Genomic DNA, 16,673 nt, shown 5'->3' with positions numbered 1-16,673 from the left:
TTTTTTTATATCTGCTGTTAAATCTGCGCCTGATCCCGCAACCAATCGCGAAACAACGTAATCTCCGCATCGTGCTGACGCGAAGTCTTGGTCATCATCAACGTGGCGCGATCGACGCGCACAAAGCCCAGCGGTGCGATCAGGGTGCCGTCACTCAACTCCTGACGCACCAGCAAGCGTGGCGCCATAATCACGCCCAATCCGTTTCTCGCCGCCTGAATGGCTAACGTCAAATTATCGAAATGCTTGCCGATCCAGTAATTGCCGCGTACGCCGCTGGTTTTCGCCCATTCGGCCCACGCATGCAGCCGCGTATCGGCGTGCAGCAGCGGCAACGAGGCGAGATCCTGCTCGCTTTGAAAGCGGGCGGCAAACTGCGGGGCGCACAGCGGGCCGATGTAATCATCGCTGATCAAAGTGGCATCAATATCGTCATCCGGCGACTGCTCGGCGCTGAGAATCAGCACATCGGTATGCTCGCTGCGCAGCTGGTCAATCTCTACCAGCGGCTGAAACTGCACTTCAATATCGGGATAGCGCTGATAGAAGCTGGCGATGCGCGGAATCAGCCATTGCGAGAGAAAGCTGGGCGCGCAGGAGACGCTGATATGATGGCGCATGCCGGTACGGATGCTTTCGCAGGTGGTGGAGAGCTCGCTAAAGGCTTTCTGACAACTCACCAGCAAACGTTCACCGTGTGAGGTTAATTTGACGCGTCCATTAGTACGCACAAACAGCGGCTTCCCCATCCAGCTCTCCAGCTGTCGAACCTGATGGCTAATGGCGCTATGGGTGACATGCAGACGTTCGGCCGCTACGCTAAAACTGCTGAACAGTGCCGCCTGGTGGAAATAGTGCAGTGCACGTAACGATGGAAGCACGGTCATACTCGTCCCCTGTGTAAAAACCTAACAGGGATTGTCAGTTTATATCATTTTAATGTCCAGCCGCATTGGCCTAACCTTTCCACCAGATTCTGGCAGGTTGACGGCTACGGCTCTCTGTGTTTTACGCCGACTATCACCGCAGGTTTCACCTCCCACACACAGCATAATAACCAGAGACATACCACGCGATGGCTCCACAACTTGCTTCTGCCAGGGCGGCGGCGGCGCGCGATAAGCTTCGCGGCTCGCTTTCCCGTTATTACCGGCTTGAAAATTTCGATCTCTTCTTCGCTCCCTCTTTGCATATCTCGCGAGTGCTGCTTTCCCAGCTGTTTCTCCGTCAGGAGCAATCACGTAATCACACGCGCTATGCCTCGCACTATCCGGTTAGCGAACTGAGCGTGCTGCCCACTTTGCCGATGACGGCGGGCAATATTGCGCTGGTGGATCATGTTGATATGCAGCAAGGTCGCGTGCGTGCGTTGAGCGAATGTCAAAGCCACGGCGTTACCGATGCATCGGAGTCGTTTGCCACGCAGCTGCATAAACGGCTGGTGAGCGATGCGCGACTGTTTGTCGCCCGGCTTGATCGCCATGCGGCGTTATGCGGCGATCTGGTGTTAATCGCATTGCGCACCGCCGATTTCAGCACATTGGTGCGCAGCGAGCTGCGGCTGTTTGAGCAAGGATTAGCGCTCGGTGGCGCGCCAGAACAGGCGCTGGCAATGATGAAGGACAGCGAATGGCGTCCGTACAATATTGCGATGGTGGAAAAAATCGCGCTCGACTCGCCATTCATCCTGCACTCCATTCAGCAACCGGGATTACCCTTTGCGCTTTTTCCGCTGCCGAACGGCCTCAATGCCAGTGAATTGCCGCAGGATATTCAGGTGCTGCCCGAACAGGCGCAATTACGCTTGTGCGCCGACGTGCGCGGCGGGGTCAACAAACAGCTGAACGTCACACCCGCACTGAAAAAACGCCTCAAAGACGTGCTCATGCTTAGCCGTGATTCCTAAAAACGGGCACTCTGCTGGTATTTGCTGACAAAGCAGGTCAAAGTAGACCTTTCGTGGCGAGCGCGCCCGTTTCCTTGTGGTGCGCGGGCCATAATGGTATGTTCTTCGCCTTCTCAGATTGAACAATGCGATTCGCAAGGGGAATTACGCAATGCGTATTATTCTGCTCGGAGCTCCGGGCGCAGGTAAAGGCACTCAGGCTCAATTCATCATGGAGAAATACGGTATTCCGCAAATCTCCACCGGTGACATGTTACGTGCGGCAGTAAAAGCAGGTACGGAACTGGGCCAACAGGCAAAAGCGATCATGGATGCCGGTAAACTGGTGACTGACGAGCTGGTGATTGCGCTGGTTAAAGAGCGTATCGCGCAGGAAGACTGCAAAAACGGTTTCCTGCTCGATGGCTTCCCACGCACTATCCCGCAGGCTGACGCGATGAAAGAAGCGGGCATCAAGGTTGACTACGTGCTGGAGTTCGCTGTACCGGACGAGCTAATTGTGGATCGTATTGTTGGCCGTCGCGTACACACGCCATCGGGCCGCGTTTATCACGTCACTTACAATCCACCGAAAGTGGAAGGTAAAGATGACCTGACCGGCGAAGAGCTGACCACGCGTAAAGATGACCAGGAAGAGACCGTGCGTAAGCGTCTGGTGGAATACCATCAACTGACTGCACCGCTGATTGCCTACTACGGCAAAGAAGCGCAAGACGGCAACACCGAATATCACAAAATCGACGGCACACGTCCTGTCGCCGAAGTGAGCACGCAATTGGCCGCGATTCTCGGTTAATGCGTTGAGGGGCCGGTTGTCCGGCCCTTTTGCAGCAATTGCTTTCCCCTCCTTCAATTTCCGCTACAATTTCCCCCTGATTTTGCACTCGACCCATTCGTTTCGACATCAAGGAAATACCATGAGGCAAGAAAAGCCCGGGGTTTTGCTGGTTAACTTAGGCACACCAGACGCACCCACAACACCTGCGGTTAAACGCTATCTGAAACAATTCCTCGGCGATCCACGAGTGGTTGATACACCGCGCTTACTGTGGTGGCCGATTCTCAATTTCATCATCGTGCCTTTTCGCTCGCCACGCGTATCGAAACTGTATGCTTCCGTATGGATGGATGAAGGTTCACCGCTGATGGTGTTCAGCAAGCGTCAGCGTGACGCATTGGCGCAGCGCCTCGATATGCCGGTTGAACTGGGCATGAGCTACGGCCAGCCAAGCCTCGACAGCGCACTGAAACGCTTGCTGGATCAGGGCGTGACCAAACTCATCGTGCTGCCGCTCTATCCGCAGTTCTCCTGCTCGACGGTTGCCGCGGTTTGGGATGGCTTAGCCACCAGCTTTAAACCTCTGCGCTCGCTGCCGGAAGTGGCGTTTATCCGCGATTACGCGGAGCATCCGGCTTACATCGCCGCGCTGAAAGCCTCGGTTGAGCGCTCGTTTGCGCTGCATGGCGAACCGGATCTGCTGGTGCTGTCCTATCACGGCATTCCGCAGCGTTTCGCCAATGAAGGCGATGATTATCCGCTGCGTTGCAAAGACACCACCGATGCGCTGGCCGCGGCGTTGGGCATTGCGCCGCACAAGATCATGATGACCTTCCAGTCGCGCTTTGGTCGCGAGCCGTGGCTGACACCGTACACCGATGAAACAATGAAAAGTTTGCCGGCCAAAGGCATCAAGCACGTGCAGGTGATGAGTCCGGGCTTTGCGGCGGATTGCCTTGAAACGCTGGAGGAGATCAGCGGTGAGAACTGCGAGATCTTCCTGCATGCCGGCGGCGAAAAGTTCGAGTACATTCCTGCGCTCAACGCCGATGCGGAGCACATTGAAATGATGGTGCAGCTGGTCAACGCGCGTCGTTAAGGGTGTGGCAGAGAGTGTGATATCATTCTCTGCCTGATTTTCCCTGACGGCACTCTCGATGAAATTTCCCGGCAAACGCAAATCCAAACACTATTTCCCCGTCAACGCGCGCGATCCGCTGCTGCAAGCCACGCAGCAAGAGCAGGAAGAGGGCAGTTGGGTGGTGGGTATCGACCAGACGCTGGTGGATATTGAAGCCAAAGTCGACGACGACTTTCTGCAGCGTTACGGTTTAAGCGCCGGTCACTCGCTGGTGATCGACGATGCTACCGCCGAGGCGCTCTACAACGAACTGATGCGCGAAGCGCTCATCAGCCATCAATTTGCCGGTGGCACCATCGGAAACACCCTGCATAACTACTCGGTGCTGGCGGATGACCGCTCGGTGCTGCTCGGCGTGATGTGCAATAACATCCAGATCGGCGGCTACGCCTATCGCTACCTGTGCAACACCTCCAGCCGCATGGATCTTAACTTCCTGCAGGGCGTCGATGGCGCGATTGGCCGCTGCTTTACGCTGATTGGCGAGCAGGGTGAGCGTACCTTTGCCATCAGTCCCGGCTTGATGAACCAGCTGCAGGCCAACAGCATTCCGGAAGAGGTTATTGCGGGCGCGTCGGCGCTGGTGCTGACTTCCTATCTGGTGCGCTGCCAGCCGGGCGAACCGATGCCGGAAGCCACTTTACGCGCCATCGACTACGCCAAAAAACACAACGTGCCGGTGGTATTGACGCTCGGCACCAAATACGTGATTCAGGATAATCCGCAGTTCTGGCGCGATTTCCTGCGCGATCACGTCTCAATTGTGGCGATGAACGAAGAAGAGGCCTTTGCGCTGACCGGCGAGCAGGATCCGCTGCTGGCGTCGAATATGGCGCTGGATTGGGTGGATTTGGTGCTGTGTACCGCCGGGCCAACCGGTTTGTACATGGCCGGTTTCACTGAAGAGGAGTACAAGCGCAAAACCAACCATCCGCTGCTGCCGGGCGCGCTGGCTGAGTTCAACCAATATGAATTTAGCCGCGCGATGCGCCACAAGGATTGCGATCAGCCGCTGCGCATCTTCTCGCATATCGCGCCATATATGGGCGGCCCAGAGAAGATCATGAACACCAACGGCGCAGGCGATGGTGCGCTGGCGGCGCTGCTGCACGACATCACCGCTAACAACTTCCACCGCCAAAAAGTGCCGAACTCCAGCAAACACGGCCGCGCCTACCTGACCTATTCGTCGTTGGCACAGGTGTGTAAATACGCGAACCGGGTAAGTTATCAGGTGCTGAACCAGCATTCACCGCGCCTGACGCGCGGCCTGCCGGAGCGGGAAGACAGTTTAGAAGAGTCGTATTGGGACAGATAAAACGCAAGGTCGCCGTTCATGGCGTAATGCTCGTCAGTTAAGGCATGAAAACCCTTAATTACCGAGAGCACACATTGTAGCGGCGCAATTTATTGCGCGATAAATCGCGCCGCTACGGAATGTGCGGTGATTTGATAAGGTGCTTAACTGATCGGCATTACGCCGTTAATGGCGACCTTGCCAAAGACCACACTCACTTAAATCGGGCACTCACGTACAATCGGGTTCTGCGCAATCTCTTCTTCCAGCACATGCAACATGCTGTTAGCGATCTCACGCTCGCCCATCACCACGCGATTCGCGCCGCGCTCCATTATGTAGGTCACTTCATCGTCATAATGCGCACGGGCAATTATCTCAATGTCCGGACGCTTCTCGCGCGCTGCCGTCACGACTTCACCGGCTTCGTAGCCATTCGGAATGGTCAGCAGCAGCCAGCGGGCGCAGTCGAGGCGCGCCAGCTCCATGGTATCCACGCGTGCCGCATTGCCCAGCACCGCTTTGATCCCTTGCTCGCGCAGCGCTTCAACGCGCGGACGGGAGTTCTCCACCACCACCAGCGGCACATCCGCTTCCATCAGCTTTTGCCCCAGCAGGCTGCCGACGCGGCCATAACCTACTAAAACTGCGTGATTGCAGATATCCACCGGAATCTGCTTCTCTTCTTCGATCGCTTCTTCCAGCGTCTGTTCTTCTATGGTCTCGGTTTTGTCGAGGTAGCGTTCCAGCACGCTAAACAGAATCGGGTTAAGCATGATGGAGAGAATCGCCGCCGCCAGCACCAGATTGCGGCCTTCCTCGCTCAGCATGCCGAGCGAGATGCCGAGGCCGGCGAGAATAAAGGCGAATTCACCAATCTGCGCCAGGCTCACCGAAATGGTCATCGCGGTGCGACGTGAATGACCCAGCAGCGTTACCAGCAGCCAGGCAGCAATAGATTTACCCAGCACGATAATCGCCAGCGCGCCAAGCACCGCCAGCGGCTGCTCAATCAGGATCATCGGGTCAAACAGCATGCCGACGGACACAAAGAACAGGACGGCGAACGCATCCCGCAGCGGCAAGGTATCGTGCGCCGCGCGGTGGCTGAGTTCAGATTCGTTCAGCACCATGCCGGCAAAGAAGGCGCCGAGGGCGAAGGAGACATCAAAGAATTCGACGGCGCCAAAGGCGATACCGAGCGCCAGCGCTAACACCGCAAGGGTAAACAGCTCACGCGAGCCGGTCGCGGCACTTTTTGCCAGAATCCACGGCACTACGCGACGGCCTACCACCATCATCAGCACCATAAAGGCGACGACTTTACCGATGGTCAGCAGCAGATCCCACAACAGCAGCGTTGGGCTGGCGTTGCCCTGTTCCAGCATGCCGGCGATGGCTGGCAGCAGCACCAGCGTCAGCACCATCACCAAATCTTCCACGATCAACCAGCCAATGGCGATTTGCCCGCGCTGGCTATCAATCAGCTGACGCTCTTCCAGCGCGCGCAGCAGCACCACGGTGCTGGCGGTGGAAAGACACAACCCAAATACCAAACCGGTCATCCACGACCAGCCCATTGTCCATGAAAGTCCCATTCCCAGCAGCGTCGCCACGGCGATTTGCGCGATGGCGCCAGGAATGGCGATGGACTTTACCGACATCAAATCCTTCAGCGAGAAGTGCAAACCGACGCCGAACATCAGCAGAATAACGCCGAGTTCAGCCAGTTCAGGCGCAAGGTTGGTATCCGCGACAAAGCCTGGCGTGAAAGGGCCGGCCAGGACGCCAGCCAGAAGATAACCGACTAACGGTGAGATGCGCAGGCGGTTTGCCAGCATACCAAGGAGAAATGCGAGGACAAGTCCCCCGACAATGGTAGTGATCAACGGTGTGGTGTGATGCATGCCTGTCTCCTTGTGTGCAAATGTATCCGCTTGTAACAACCTAGTGTAATGCACAATCACTCACCGCGTTTAAACATTTGAGCGGTTAAAGCCCACTAAATTGAAAAAATGAGACTAAAACGCAGCTGAAGCTCCATTTTCGTCAGTTATCTCACGATATCGGCTGGAAATACGCAGAATGAAGGGTGGCGCGGAAAAAATAGTTGCAGGGGGAAATTGGCTTCGCAGCAGGGGTTGTTAGGGTTAAAGCGGTTCTAAGTCGATAAAGTCACCGCCAGGTGTAGAATTGGGTTGTCATTCCCAGCGAGAAGCGAATTTAAAAATGCTGGTCATCACGCTGTGCCATTATGCAATGCGTGTTTCATCTTGAGTTAGCCAGCCATCTGTGCGACACAGAAGGGCGATAACGCACATTAAGTCCACCGCTAAGTGGAAAAACGCAGAATAAGGAGATCGACTTTGTTTTTATCACCGCGAAAAGGGCGCTGGCTGGCGCTGACAGTGTTACTGCTGCCGATGCTGGCGCAGGCGTGGCAAACGGATCGCAGTTATCGTTTCAGCATTCTGCACACCAACGATCATCACGGTCGTTACTGGCCGAACGCACAGGGCGAATATGGCCTTGCGGCACAGAAAACGCTGATGGATCAACAGCGCTACGATGTGCAGGCCAAAGGTGGCGGCGCGCTGATCCTGTCGGCGGGCGATGTGAACACCGGCGTGCCAGAGTCAGACATGCTGGATGCTGAACCCGATATTCGCGGCATGAACCTGGTGGGCTATGACGCCATGGCGTTGGGCAACCACGAATTCGACAAACCGCTTAGCGTGCTACAACAGCAGCAGAAGTGGGCCAAATTTCCGTTCCTTTCGGCCAACATCTATCAAAAAGGCACCGACACGCGCTTATTTAAGCCGTGGGCAACCTTTAACCGCATGGGGCTGAAGATTGCGGTGATCGGCCTGACCACCACCGACACGCTGCGCATCGCCAATCCGGAAAACATTGCGACTATTGATATTCGCGATCCGGTGAAAGAGACCGAAAAAGCGGTAGCGGAACTACGCGCCAGCGAAAAGCCTGATGTGATCATCGCGCTGACACACATGGGCCACTACGACGACGGTCAGCACGGCAGCAAAGCGCCGGGCGACGTGGAGCTGGCGCGCAGCCTGCCGCCGGGCACCATCAACGTGATCATTGGCGGCCATTCACAGGATGCGGTGTGCATGGAGAAAGAGAACGTCAGCGTAAAAGATTATCAGCCAGGCCAGCCCTGCCAGCCGGATCGGCAAAACGGCGTGTGGATCATGCAGGCAAAAGAGTGGGGCAAATTTGTTGGGCGCGGCGACTTCACCTTCCGCAATGGCGAGCTGACGCTGGAGAATTACCAGTTGATCCCGGTCAACCTCAAGCACAAGGTAAAAAATCTTGATGGCAGCGAATCGTGGCTCACCTGGCAGGAAGAGATCCCGAAAAACAGCGCGATGATGAAGCTGTTAACGCCGTATCAACTGCGTGCTGGCAAGAAACTGGATGTCAACGTCGGCAGCAGCGACGGCGTGTTTGTCGGTGAGCGCGACAAGGTACGCTTTGAGCAGACCAATCTTGGGCAGCTAATTTTGCGCGCCCAAATGGCGGCGACCAAAGCGGACTTTGCGGTGATGAGCGGCGGTGGCATTCGCACTTCGCTGGCGCCAGGCAATCTCAGCTGGCGCGATTTGTTGCAGGTGCAGCCTTTTGGCAATCAGGTGGTGTCGGTGACGCTGAAGGGTAATGAAGTGATGAATTATCTGGCGACGGTTGCCAATATTAAAGTGGACTCCGGCGGCTTCGCTCAGTTCAGCAACATCAGCCTGGTGGCTGATGGTAAAGGCGTCAGCGACGTGAAGATTAATGGCGAACCGCTGCAAAAGGATAAAACCTACCGCATGGCGACTAACAGCTTTAACGCCAGCGGCGGCGATGGTTATCCGAACATTGAAACCCATGCTGGCTTCAGCAACAGCGGGCAGCGCGATGCGGATGTGCTGCGTGATTATGTCAGCCAGCATTCACCGCTGAAGGTAGCGGATTATCAACCTGGCGGGATTGTGCATCTGACGGCAGCACAAATTGAAGAGCGCAACAAAGCGCTGGAGAAGCAACGCAAACCAAGCTACCCGCAAATGATTCTGGCGTGGATCTGGCCGCGCGCTGCACAACATTGAACTCTGCGCTCGTAGGTCGCCATTTATGGCGACCACTTTTTATATGCACATCAGGCCCGACACGATTTCTGCGTCACCCAACGGTGGCGCAACTTATCCCACATCCAGTTGTAAACCATGGTATAGGGCAGGAAGAACAGGAAGAACGCCACTTCCAGCACAAAGGCTTCCAGTAGCGAAATATTCAGCATCCAGGCGGCAATCGGCAAGCCAATCAGGATAAAACCGCCTTCAAAGCCTAGCGCATGCATGGCGCGTAAACCGAATCCGCGTTTCACCTGTGGCGGCCAGATGCGGTCAAAGCCGGTGTTATAGATCATGTTCCACAGCATGGCGACGGTTGACAGCATAATCGCCAGCGCGCCCATCTGAAACAGCGGTTTCTCCATGATCCAGGCAGCCAGCGGCGCAACAGTGATAAGTGCTAACCCTTCAAAGCCTGCGGCATGACAAAAACGTTCTTTCAGCGAACGGGTACGCATATAAACCTCCTTATTGGTGATAACCCCTATTTTCGCACTGGGTGATGCTAAGATAAAATGATCACCTATCGATAAAAGCGATGGTTCAACATGAAATATTCCCCGGAATCCCTTGAGGCGTTTGTGCAAACCGTGGCCAGCGGATCCTTTTCGGCGGCGGCGCGCGCGTTGTCTAAAAGCCAGTCCACCATCAGTAACGCGATCGCTAATCTGGAAGACGATTTGGGTTTCACGCTGTTTGATCGCAGCGGACGTAATCCGATATTGACCGAGCATGGCCAGCGCGCGTTTGCGCAGGTGCAGCAGATTCTGGCCGCCAGCCAGCGGCTGGATGAGCTGGCAGTGCGCTTATCGCAAGGCGTAGAACCGCGCCTTAGCCTGGCGATCTCCGATTTTTGGCAAGCGGATCACCATGAAAATCTGCTTAACCGGTTTGAGGTGCGTTATCCAGATATCGATTTTGAGTGCATGATCGCCGAGGATGCTGATGCATTAGATTTGATACAAGCCGGGCGCGTGCACCTTGGCGTGGTGCGGGCGCAGCCACAATTGCCGCCGGATTTGGCGGTGGCACGCTTGCAAGTGGGGGCGCAGATGGCGATTTACCTTCATCAGGATCATGCGCTGTCGCAGGCTCAGCAGGTGAGTGAAGGGCAGTTAGGTGAGTTGCGGCATCTGCGGCTCAATACCTGGGTACAAAATCGCGATCCCTTGCCCGCCGGACGCGTGTGGTTGGCACCATCTTATTTATTGCTGTTAGAGATGGCGGAGCAGGGTTTTGGCTGGAGTATATTACCGCGCTGGCTGGTGGAGCAGTTTGGTCATCAGGTGTTGAAGGAGTTGCCGGTGCCGGGCTGGCCGCAGCATATCGCGGTTGATGTGGTGTGGTCGCGGCGTAATCCGCCGGGACCGGCCGGGCGCTGGATGATCGATCAACTCTGCGCCCAGCAGCCCGACTAATCGCGCCGTGCGACGTCGGCCAGCGGCGCATCCAGCAGGCGAGACAAATCTTGCGCGGCCAGCTCGATATCCAGCCCACGTTTTCCGCCGGAGATAAAGATGGTGGCAAACTCCGCTGCCTGCCGATCGATCACCGTCGGCAGACGTTTTTTCTGTCCCAGCGGGCTAATGCCGCCTACCAGATAACCGGTCACGCGCTGTGCCAGCTGCGGATCGGCCATATCCGCTTTCTTCGCGCCCAGCGCTTTGGCGACCTTTTTTAGATCCAATTGGGTTGAGACCGGCGTCACCGCAACCGCCAGCGCTTTAGCATCGCCGTTGAGCGATACCAGCAAGGTTTTGAACACCTGGCGCGCATCCAGATTAAGTTTACGCACCGCTTCGTCGCCAAAATTGGTTTCGTGGCTATCGTGGTCGTAGGGATGCAGGGTAAAGGTGACTTTTTGTTTTTCCAGAAGTTTTACCGCGGGCGTCATGATCGGTCCTTGTTAGGAAAATTCTTATTTCAGTTTTGATGGAAAAACAGTGGCGAAATTCTGAACTTTGCGCGAGAATTGGCCCGCGCCAGCAAGAGATTGTTGGTGATAACCAAAATCATAAACAAATTCCTCTTTGACGGGCCAATAGTATTATTGGCCTTCTTTTTTTCTGCCAAACGCACAGTTAATAAAACGCACAAGCCCGTAGCGGCGCGTTTTATCGCGCAATAACTTGCGCCGCTAAGAAATGTGCATAAATCAGCTCTTCAGCAGTCCCGGCAAATTATCATCGCCATACAGATGCAGTGCGCCCACCGCCACCACATAACGCCCTTTCGGTAACGCCAGCAGCAGCTCGCGCCAGTGCTGGTTGCGGTTGCGCATCAGCGTGTCGTTCAGCTCGCTGCTAAAGGTGGTCGGCAGCGCCACCGGTTGCTGGGTGGGCGGCGCATCCAGCCACCAGCTGATCATGGTTTGCAGCAGGCGCGCGTTGGTGTGCCAGTGTTCCAGCGTATCCAGCAACAGCGGCAAACCATCCTGCGGCAGCGATTTCAGCAGCGCGATCTGCGTTTCCGGACCTTCCAGCTCGATAATGCGTTTGTTGGCCGCTTTGGCCGCCTGCAACAGCTGATAATCGATACCAAACTGCGGACGCAATCCCAGCCGCTGCGCCTGTTGCGCCTGCAACATCAGCGCGATCTGCCAGAACGGCAGCGTATCGAACAGGCTAAGTGACAGCGAAAGCTCATCGCACAAGGCCTGCAAGCGCTGCAGCACGTCGTCGTCGAGTCGCGTGGCCAGCGGCGGATGTTCATCATCATTGCTGAACGGCGATTCGCCTTGAGTGATATCGGCTTCGACAATCAGCGCGTCGGCTTTATGCAGCTGGCGCAACAGCCCGGCAGGCAGCGGCTGCATATCGCGCGTGCCCATGTGAATGCTGCCCGCCAAATGCAAACGACGATCGCCCAGCTGAATATCCATGGCCGGCCAGCTGTAACTGGGCGGAAAAAGGGTCGCGATCCGTTGTTGGATGCTGTGCCACAGACCGTGTCTCATTCCCTGTCCTTTTTAAGGCAAAAAACCATGCTAGCGATTTCATCTCATGAAAAACAGGGCTGGAATGGCTATTGCCGTTGCGCCGGCTTGAAGCGCAACAAACGGTTAGCGTTGCTCACCACGGTAATGGATGACAGCGCCATCGCCGCGCCCGCGACAATCGGACTCAGCAGCATGCCAGTAAACGGATAGAGCACGCCGGCCGCAATGGGAATCCCGAGGCTGTTGTAGATAAAGGCGCCCAACAGATTTTGCCGCATATTGCGCAGCGTAGCGCTGGAGATCGACAGCGCATCGGCGACGCAGTGCAGATCGTTGCGCATCAGCGTCATGGCGGCGGTTTCTACCGCCACATCGCTGCCGCCGCCCATTGCAATGCCGACATCGGCCTGCGCCAGCGCGGGCGCATCATTAATGCCGTCGCCGACCATCACCACTTTGCGGCCTTGCTGCTGTAACTGAGTAATCGCCTGCGCTTTGCCATCCGGCAACACGCCGGCAATCACTTCATCAATACCCGCTTCGGCGGCAATGGCCTGCGCGGTTTTCTGGTGATCGCCGGTCAGCATAATCAGGCGATAACCATGCTGATGCAGACGCTGCAGCGCCGCTTTACTCTCGGGACGCAAGCTGTCACGCAGCGCGATCAATCCCAGCAGCTGCTGATTGTCGGCCAGCAGCACCGGCGTTGCGCCTTGTGCGGCGAAGCGCGCGATATCGTCCTGCGCGGCGCGGTAATCAACCTGCTGCTCATCCAGCAGCGCCTGATTCCCCAGCAGCAGCGTTCTGTTTGCCACTGTAGCGCTGATGCCTTTGCCGCGTATTGTACGAAATTGCTTAACCGCTTCGTTACTCACCGCAGGCGCAGCCTCAAGAATCGCTTTGGCGAGCGGATGGCTGGAGCCTTGCTCCATCTGCGCCGCCGCGCTGAGCACCTGCTCGCGATTCCAGTCGCCATACAGCACCACATCGCTGACCTGCGGCGTGCCGCGCGTCAGGGTGCCGGTTTTATCGAACACGATAGTATCGACTTCGCTGGCCCGCTGCAGCGCATCGGCGTCACGCACCAGCACGCCCAGCTCTGCGGCGCGCCCGACGCCCGCAATCACCGACATCGGCGTGGCTAAACCCAAAGCGCAAGGGCAGGCGATGATCAGCACCGTGGTGACAATTACCAGCGTGTAAGCCAGTTGCGGCTGCGGACCCGCCAGATACCAAATAACCCCGCTCAGCAGCGCAATCGCCACCACCACCGGCACAAATACCGCGGAGATGCGATCCGCCAGTCGGCCAATATCCGGTTTGCTGCTTTGCGCCTGACGCACCAGATTGATAATGCGCGCCAACGTGGTGTGGCTGCCGGTGGCGCGCGCCACAAAGTGCAGCGTGCCATCTTGTACCAGCGTACCGGCAAAGATTTTATCGCCCGGCTGTTTGGCCTGCGGCACAGCTTCACCGGTCAGCATCGCTTCATCCAGCCAGGCTTCACCGCTGGCGACGTCACCGTCCACCGGCACGCGATCGCCGGTGACCAGCTTCAGCGTCATGCCGGACTGAACCTCGCTGAGCGGCAGCAGCGTTTCACCCTGATCGCTGATGACCCGCGCTTGCGCCGGGGTTAAATCCAGTAATCGTTCCAGCGCCTGCGAGGCGCGCTGGCGTGCGCGCTGCTCCAGCGCGTGGCCGAGATTGATCAGGCCAACGATCATCACGCTGGCTTCGAAATAGAGATGACGCGCCTGATGCGGGAAGAATTCCGGCCAAAGGGCGACGCTCATCGAATAGAGCCACGCCGCGCCGGTTCCCAGCGCCACCAGCGTGTCCATGGTGGCTGTGCCGTGACACAAACTGCGCCACGCGCTGCGATAGAAGTGGCCGCCGGCCATCACCATCACCAGCAAGGTAATCACGCCGAGCGTGCGCCACAGTGTTTGGTTATCTGCGCTCAGCATCATGTTGTCGCCGAGCATGCCCCAAATCATCATCGGCACGCCGAGCAGCAACGCCAGCGCCGATTGCCAGCTAAAACGGCGCATAGCGTGCTGCGCGCTAACCTGCTGGCGTTCGCGGCGGGTTTGTTCATCCTCGATCACTTCGGCGGAATACCCAGCCTGATCGACCGCGCTCACCAGCGCTTCGGCGCTTGCATCACCCATGATCAGCGCGCTGCGCTCACCGAGATTGACGCGTGCCTGGCTGACGCCCGGCACTTTTTGCAGCGCCTGTTCCACGCGGCTTACGCAGCTGGCGCAGCTCATGCCGCCAATCAGTAAATGATGCACAGCAAGCTCAGCTTCAGTGGATTGTGCCGGTTGCGACTCCGTTGTCAGCGCCTCCGGCGGCGGCTCTGTAGCTGTCAACGGATCAGGCTTTGGGCTGGCTGCGCCTTCTTTCAGCACCGCGTGATAACCGGCTTGTTCAACCGTAGCGATCAGATCGCTGGCGCTCGCCGCACCGGTCACGCGCGCTTCTTGCTGCGTGACGTCCGCCTGTTCAACATCGCTGCGCTGCTCCAGCGCTTCTTTGACGCGTTTTACACAGTGGCCACAGGACAAGCCGTCCAGCGCCAGCAGTTGGGTATGTGACATAGTGTACTCCTCAGGCTAATGATTTTGACTGCATGCAAAATTTGCATTAGAACTACAGCCTAAACCTTCCCCTGAATGGAAGGTCAAGGGGGAAAGATGAACATCAGCGATGTGGCAAAAAAAACCGGACTCACCAGCAAAGCGATTCGCTTCTACGAAGAGAAGGGCGTGGTGACGCCGCCATCGCGCGGTGACAATGGCTATCGCCATTACGCGGCGCATCATATTGATGAGCTGAATCTGCTGCGCCAGGCGCGTCAGGTGGGTTTTACGCTGGAAGAGTGCCGTGAACTGGTGACGCTGTTCAACGATCCCGCGCGCCACAGCGCCGATGTTAAAGCGCGCACCTTGCAGAAAGCCGACGAGATTGCTGCGCACATTGAGGAGTTACATGCGATGCGCGCGCGCTTGCTGGAACTGGCGGAGGCTTGCCCCGGCGATGACAGCGCAGAGTGCCCGATCATCAATCATCTGGCCGGTTGCTGCCATCACGCCGATGGAAAGCGCGGCTGAATCATCAACGTAATGCCGACCACGCCAGTGACAATCACCGGCGTGCCCGCCGGCAGGTCGCTATCTGCCTGCACGCGCCAGCTGCTGTCGCCAATGCGTACGTGTCCAAGGCCGTTTTTCAGTGCGTTATCCAGCGTCAACTGCATGCCCATTAACTGGTTGCCGCGCTGGTTAAGCGTGTTGGCGACCTGCGACGATTCGCGATAGCGCATCCAGCGATGCCAGAAGAATGCGCTGAACAACGTCATCACCGCAAACACAATGCCCTGACTGGTCCATGAGATGGGAAACAGCCACTCAATCAGCGCCACCGCGACGGCGGCTAAGCCACTCCACAGCAGATAACCGCTGGTGCCGAGCATTTCGGCGGCCAGCAGCAGGCCGCCCAGCGTCAGCCAGAACCAGTGTGGATGCGCAATCAGCTCCATCAGGATCATGGTCTGCGCTCCGTCCGGCTCTCCTTCAGCAACTCACTGATACCGGCAATTGAACCGAGCAGGCTGCTGGCGTCCAGCGGCATCATCACCACTTTGCTGTTGTTGGCTTCGCCGATTTTTTGCAGCGCGTCAGTGTATTTCTGCGCCACAAAGTAGTTCACCGCCTGAATATCACCGGCGGCTATCGCCTCGGAGACCATGCGCGTCGCCGTGGCTTCCGCTTCCGCCTGACGCTCGCGCGCTTCGGCTTGCAGGAAGGCGGAGGTGCGTTCACCTTCTGCTTTGAGGATTTGCGACTGCTTGTCACCTTCGGCGCGCAAAATCGCCGCCTGACGTACGCCTTCGGCGGCAAGGATGTCGGCGCGTTTGGTACGTTCCGCCTTCATCTGCGCGTTCATCGCGGCGATCAGTTCCTGCGGCGGGCGCACGTCACGGATTTCGATACGGGTGATTTTCACGCCCCACGGATTGGTGGCTTCATCGACGATATGCAGCAGACGCGTGTTGATGTTGTCGCGCTGCGACAGCATCTCATCCAGCTCCATGCTGCCGAGCACGGTGCGGATATTGGTCATGGTCAGATTCAGGATCGAGAGTTCAAGATTGCTGACTTCATAGGCGGCGCGCGCCGGATCGACAACCTGGATAAAGCACACCGCATCAATGGTGACGTTGGCGTTGTCTTTGGAGATGATTTCCTGCGAAGGGATATCGAGCACCTGTTCCATCATATTGATTTTGCGACCAACACGATCCATGAACGGCACAAGCAAATTGAGGCCGGGCGCCAGCGTTTTGGTGTAGCGGCCAAAGCGCTCTACCGTCCACTGATAGCCCTGTGGAACAATTTTTACACCGGCCCACACGGTAACGAGTGCGAGCACAATGATGACGGGAATGACCGTTAACATATAA

At 56.9% G+C, this 16,673-nt stretch carries 15 protein-coding genes; 7 read left to right on the top strand and 8 right to left on the bottom strand.

Features of this window, described 5'->3' with window-relative positions:
• Nucleotides 1–17: 17 nt before the first annotated feature.
• Complete coding sequence (locus MWH02_RS06285; RefSeq protein ID WP_101762395.1) at nucleotides 18–887, bottom strand: LysR substrate-binding domain-containing protein; 870 nt, start codon at nucleotides 885–887, stop codon at nucleotides 18–20.
• Nucleotides 888–1,075: 188 nt separating this feature from the next.
• Here MWH02_RS06285 and MWH02_RS06280 point away from each other — a divergent pair, with 188 nt between their 5' ends.
• From MWH02_RS06280 to MWH02_RS06265, 4 genes are all read left to right on the top strand, one after another.
• Nucleotides 1,076–1,906, top strand: a complete 831-nt coding sequence (locus MWH02_RS06280) for a DUF6024 family protein (protein ID WP_271460099.1) — start codon at nucleotides 1,076–1,078, stop codon at nucleotides 1,904–1,906.
• Between the two features lie 151 nt (nucleotides 1,907–2,057).
• Nucleotides 2,058–2,702: an adenylate kinase gene (gene adk, locus MWH02_RS06275; protein WP_271460098.1), complete on the top strand. Its 645-nt coding sequence runs from the start codon at nucleotides 2,058–2,060 to the stop codon at nucleotides 2,700–2,702.
• A gap of 121 nt (nucleotides 2,703–2,823) precedes the next feature.
• Nucleotides 2,824–3,783: a ferrochelatase gene (gene hemH / locus MWH02_RS06270; RefSeq protein WP_137385293.1), complete on the top strand. Its 960-nt coding sequence runs from the start codon at nucleotides 2,824–2,826 to the stop codon at nucleotides 3,781–3,783.
• Nucleotides 3,784–3,841: 58 nt separating this feature from the next.
• Nucleotides 3,842–5,143 (top strand): inosine/guanosine kinase, encoded by a 1,302-nt coding sequence (locus tag MWH02_RS06265; protein ID WP_101762392.1) that lies wholly within the window; start codon nucleotides 3,842–3,844, stop codon nucleotides 5,141–5,143.
• Between the two features lie 197 nt (nucleotides 5,144–5,340).
• On the opposite strand, the gene ybaL is transcribed toward MWH02_RS06265, so the two are convergent.
• Nucleotides 5,341–7,029, bottom strand: a complete 1,689-nt coding sequence (ybaL, locus tag MWH02_RS06260) for a YbaL family putative K(+) efflux transporter (protein ID WP_101762391.1) — start codon at nucleotides 7,027–7,029, stop codon at nucleotides 5,341–5,343.
• Between the two features lie 459 nt (nucleotides 7,030–7,488).
• Here ybaL and ushA point away from each other — a divergent pair, with 459 nt between their 5' ends.
• On the top strand, nucleotides 7,489–9,240 hold the full coding sequence (gene ushA, locus MWH02_RS06255) for a bifunctional UDP-sugar hydrolase/5'-nucleotidase UshA (RefSeq protein WP_271460097.1): 1,752 nt from the start codon (nucleotides 7,489–7,491) through the stop codon (nucleotides 9,238–9,240).
• 50 nt (nucleotides 9,241–9,290) lie between these two features.
• Here the strand turns inward: ushA and MWH02_RS06250 are convergent, their stop codons facing one another.
• Nucleotides 9,291–9,722: a multidrug/biocide efflux PACE transporter gene (locus tag MWH02_RS06250; protein WP_192236693.1), complete on the bottom strand. Its 432-nt coding sequence runs from the start codon at nucleotides 9,720–9,722 to the stop codon at nucleotides 9,291–9,293.
• Nucleotides 9,723–9,812: 90 nt separating this feature from the next.
• Between MWH02_RS06250 and MWH02_RS06245 the strand changes: the two genes are divergently transcribed.
• Complete coding sequence (locus MWH02_RS06245; RefSeq protein WP_271460096.1) at nucleotides 9,813–10,682, top strand: LysR family transcriptional regulator; 870 nt, start codon at nucleotides 9,813–9,815, stop codon at nucleotides 10,680–10,682.
• Here the strand turns inward: MWH02_RS06245 and ybaK are convergent.
• The 3 genes from ybaK to copA form a co-directional block, all read right to left on the bottom strand.
• A complete protein-coding gene (ybaK, locus tag MWH02_RS06240; protein WP_137385298.1) occupies nucleotides 10,679–11,158 on the bottom strand; it encodes a Cys-tRNA(Pro)/Cys-tRNA(Cys) deacylase YbaK in 480 nt (159 codons plus the stop codon). The genes MWH02_RS06245 and ybaK overlap by 4 nt on opposite strands.
• Nucleotides 11,159–11,419: 261 nt before the next feature.
• On the bottom strand, nucleotides 11,420–12,220 hold the full coding sequence (locus MWH02_RS06235) for a TraB/GumN family protein (protein ID WP_271460095.1): 801 nt from the start codon (nucleotides 12,218–12,220) through the stop codon (nucleotides 11,420–11,422).
• Between the two features lie 68 nt (nucleotides 12,221–12,288).
• Complete coding sequence (gene copA / locus MWH02_RS06230) at nucleotides 12,289–14,808, bottom strand: copper-exporting P-type ATPase CopA (RefSeq protein WP_271460094.1); 2,520 nt, start codon at nucleotides 14,806–14,808, stop codon at nucleotides 12,289–12,291.
• A 96-nt stretch (nucleotides 14,809–14,904) separates the two neighbouring features.
• Here copA and cueR point away from each other — a divergent pair, with 96 nt between their 5' ends.
• Nucleotides 14,905–15,321 carry a Cu(I)-responsive transcriptional regulator gene (gene cueR / locus MWH02_RS06225; protein ID WP_101762384.1) on the top strand — a complete coding sequence of 139 codons (417 nt, stop codon included), beginning with the start codon at nucleotides 14,905–14,907 and terminating at the stop codon, nucleotides 15,319–15,321.
• Here the strand turns inward: cueR and MWH02_RS06220 are convergent.
• Nucleotides 15,297–15,758, bottom strand: coding sequence for an NfeD family protein (locus MWH02_RS06220; RefSeq protein WP_225608369.1), 462 nt, complete (start codon nucleotides 15,756–15,758; stop codon nucleotides 15,297–15,299). The genes cueR and MWH02_RS06220 overlap by 25 nt on opposite strands.
• Entirely contained in the window at nucleotides 15,755–16,669 is a 915-nt protein-coding gene (locus MWH02_RS06215) for an SPFH domain-containing protein (protein ID WP_176971302.1), read from the bottom strand. Before MWH02_RS06215 ends, MWH02_RS06220 begins: the two co-directional genes overlap by 4 nt.
• Nucleotides 16,670–16,673: the final 4 nt, after the last annotated feature.

The sequence above is a fragment of the Pantoea leporis genome (assembly GCF_028048155.1).
GTDB lineage: Bacteria > Pseudomonadota > Gammaproteobacteria > Enterobacterales > Enterobacteriaceae > Pantoea > Pantoea leporis.
This window is presented reverse-complemented; position numbering and strand designations above follow the sequence as displayed.

Bases quoted from the DNA above. Each gene is read 5' to 3' on its own strand.
- ybaK (WP_137385298.1), bottom strand. From the start codon at position 11,158: ATGACGCCCGCGGTAAAACTTCTGGAAAAACAAAAAGTCACCTTTACC.
- MWH02_RS06220 (WP_225608369.1), bottom strand. From the start codon at position 15,758: ATGATCCTGATGGAGCTGATTGCGCATCCACACTGGTTCTGGCTGACG.
- cueR (WP_101762384.1), top strand. From the start codon at position 14,905: ATGAACATCAGCGATGTGGCAAAAAAAACCGGACTCACCAGCAAAGCG.
- MWH02_RS06215 (WP_176971302.1), bottom strand. From the start codon at position 16,669: ATGTTAACGGTCATTCCCGTCATCATTGTGCTCGCACTCGTTACCGTG.
- MWH02_RS06250 (WP_192236693.1), bottom strand. From the start codon at position 9,722: ATGCGTACCCGTTCGCTGAAAGAACGTTTTTGTCATGCCGCAGGCTTT.
- copA (WP_271460094.1), bottom strand. From the start codon at position 14,808: ATGTCACATACCCAACTGCTGGCGCTGGACGGCTTGTCCTGTGGCCAC.
- MWH02_RS06235 (WP_271460095.1), bottom strand. From the start codon at position 12,220: ATGAGACACGGTCTGTGGCACAGCATCCAACAACGGATCGCGACCCTT.
- MWH02_RS06285 (WP_101762395.1), bottom strand. From the start codon at position 887: ATGACCGTGCTTCCATCGTTACGTGCACTGCACTATTTCCACCAGGCG.
- MWH02_RS06280 (WP_271460099.1), top strand. From the start codon at position 1,076: ATGGCTCCACAACTTGCTTCTGCCAGGGCGGCGGCGGCGCGCGATAAG.
- MWH02_RS06265 (WP_101762392.1), top strand. From the start codon at position 3,842: ATGAAATTTCCCGGCAAACGCAAATCCAAACACTATTTCCCCGTCAAC.
- ybaL (WP_101762391.1), bottom strand. From the start codon at position 7,029: ATGCATCACACCACACCGTTGATCACTACCATTGTCGGGGGACTTGTC.
- hemH (WP_137385293.1), top strand. From the start codon at position 2,824: ATGAGGCAAGAAAAGCCCGGGGTTTTGCTGGTTAACTTAGGCACACCA.
- MWH02_RS06245 (WP_271460096.1), top strand. From the start codon at position 9,813: ATGAAATATTCCCCGGAATCCCTTGAGGCGTTTGTGCAAACCGTGGCC.
- adk (WP_271460098.1), top strand. From the start codon at position 2,058: ATGCGTATTATTCTGCTCGGAGCTCCGGGCGCAGGTAAAGGCACTCAG.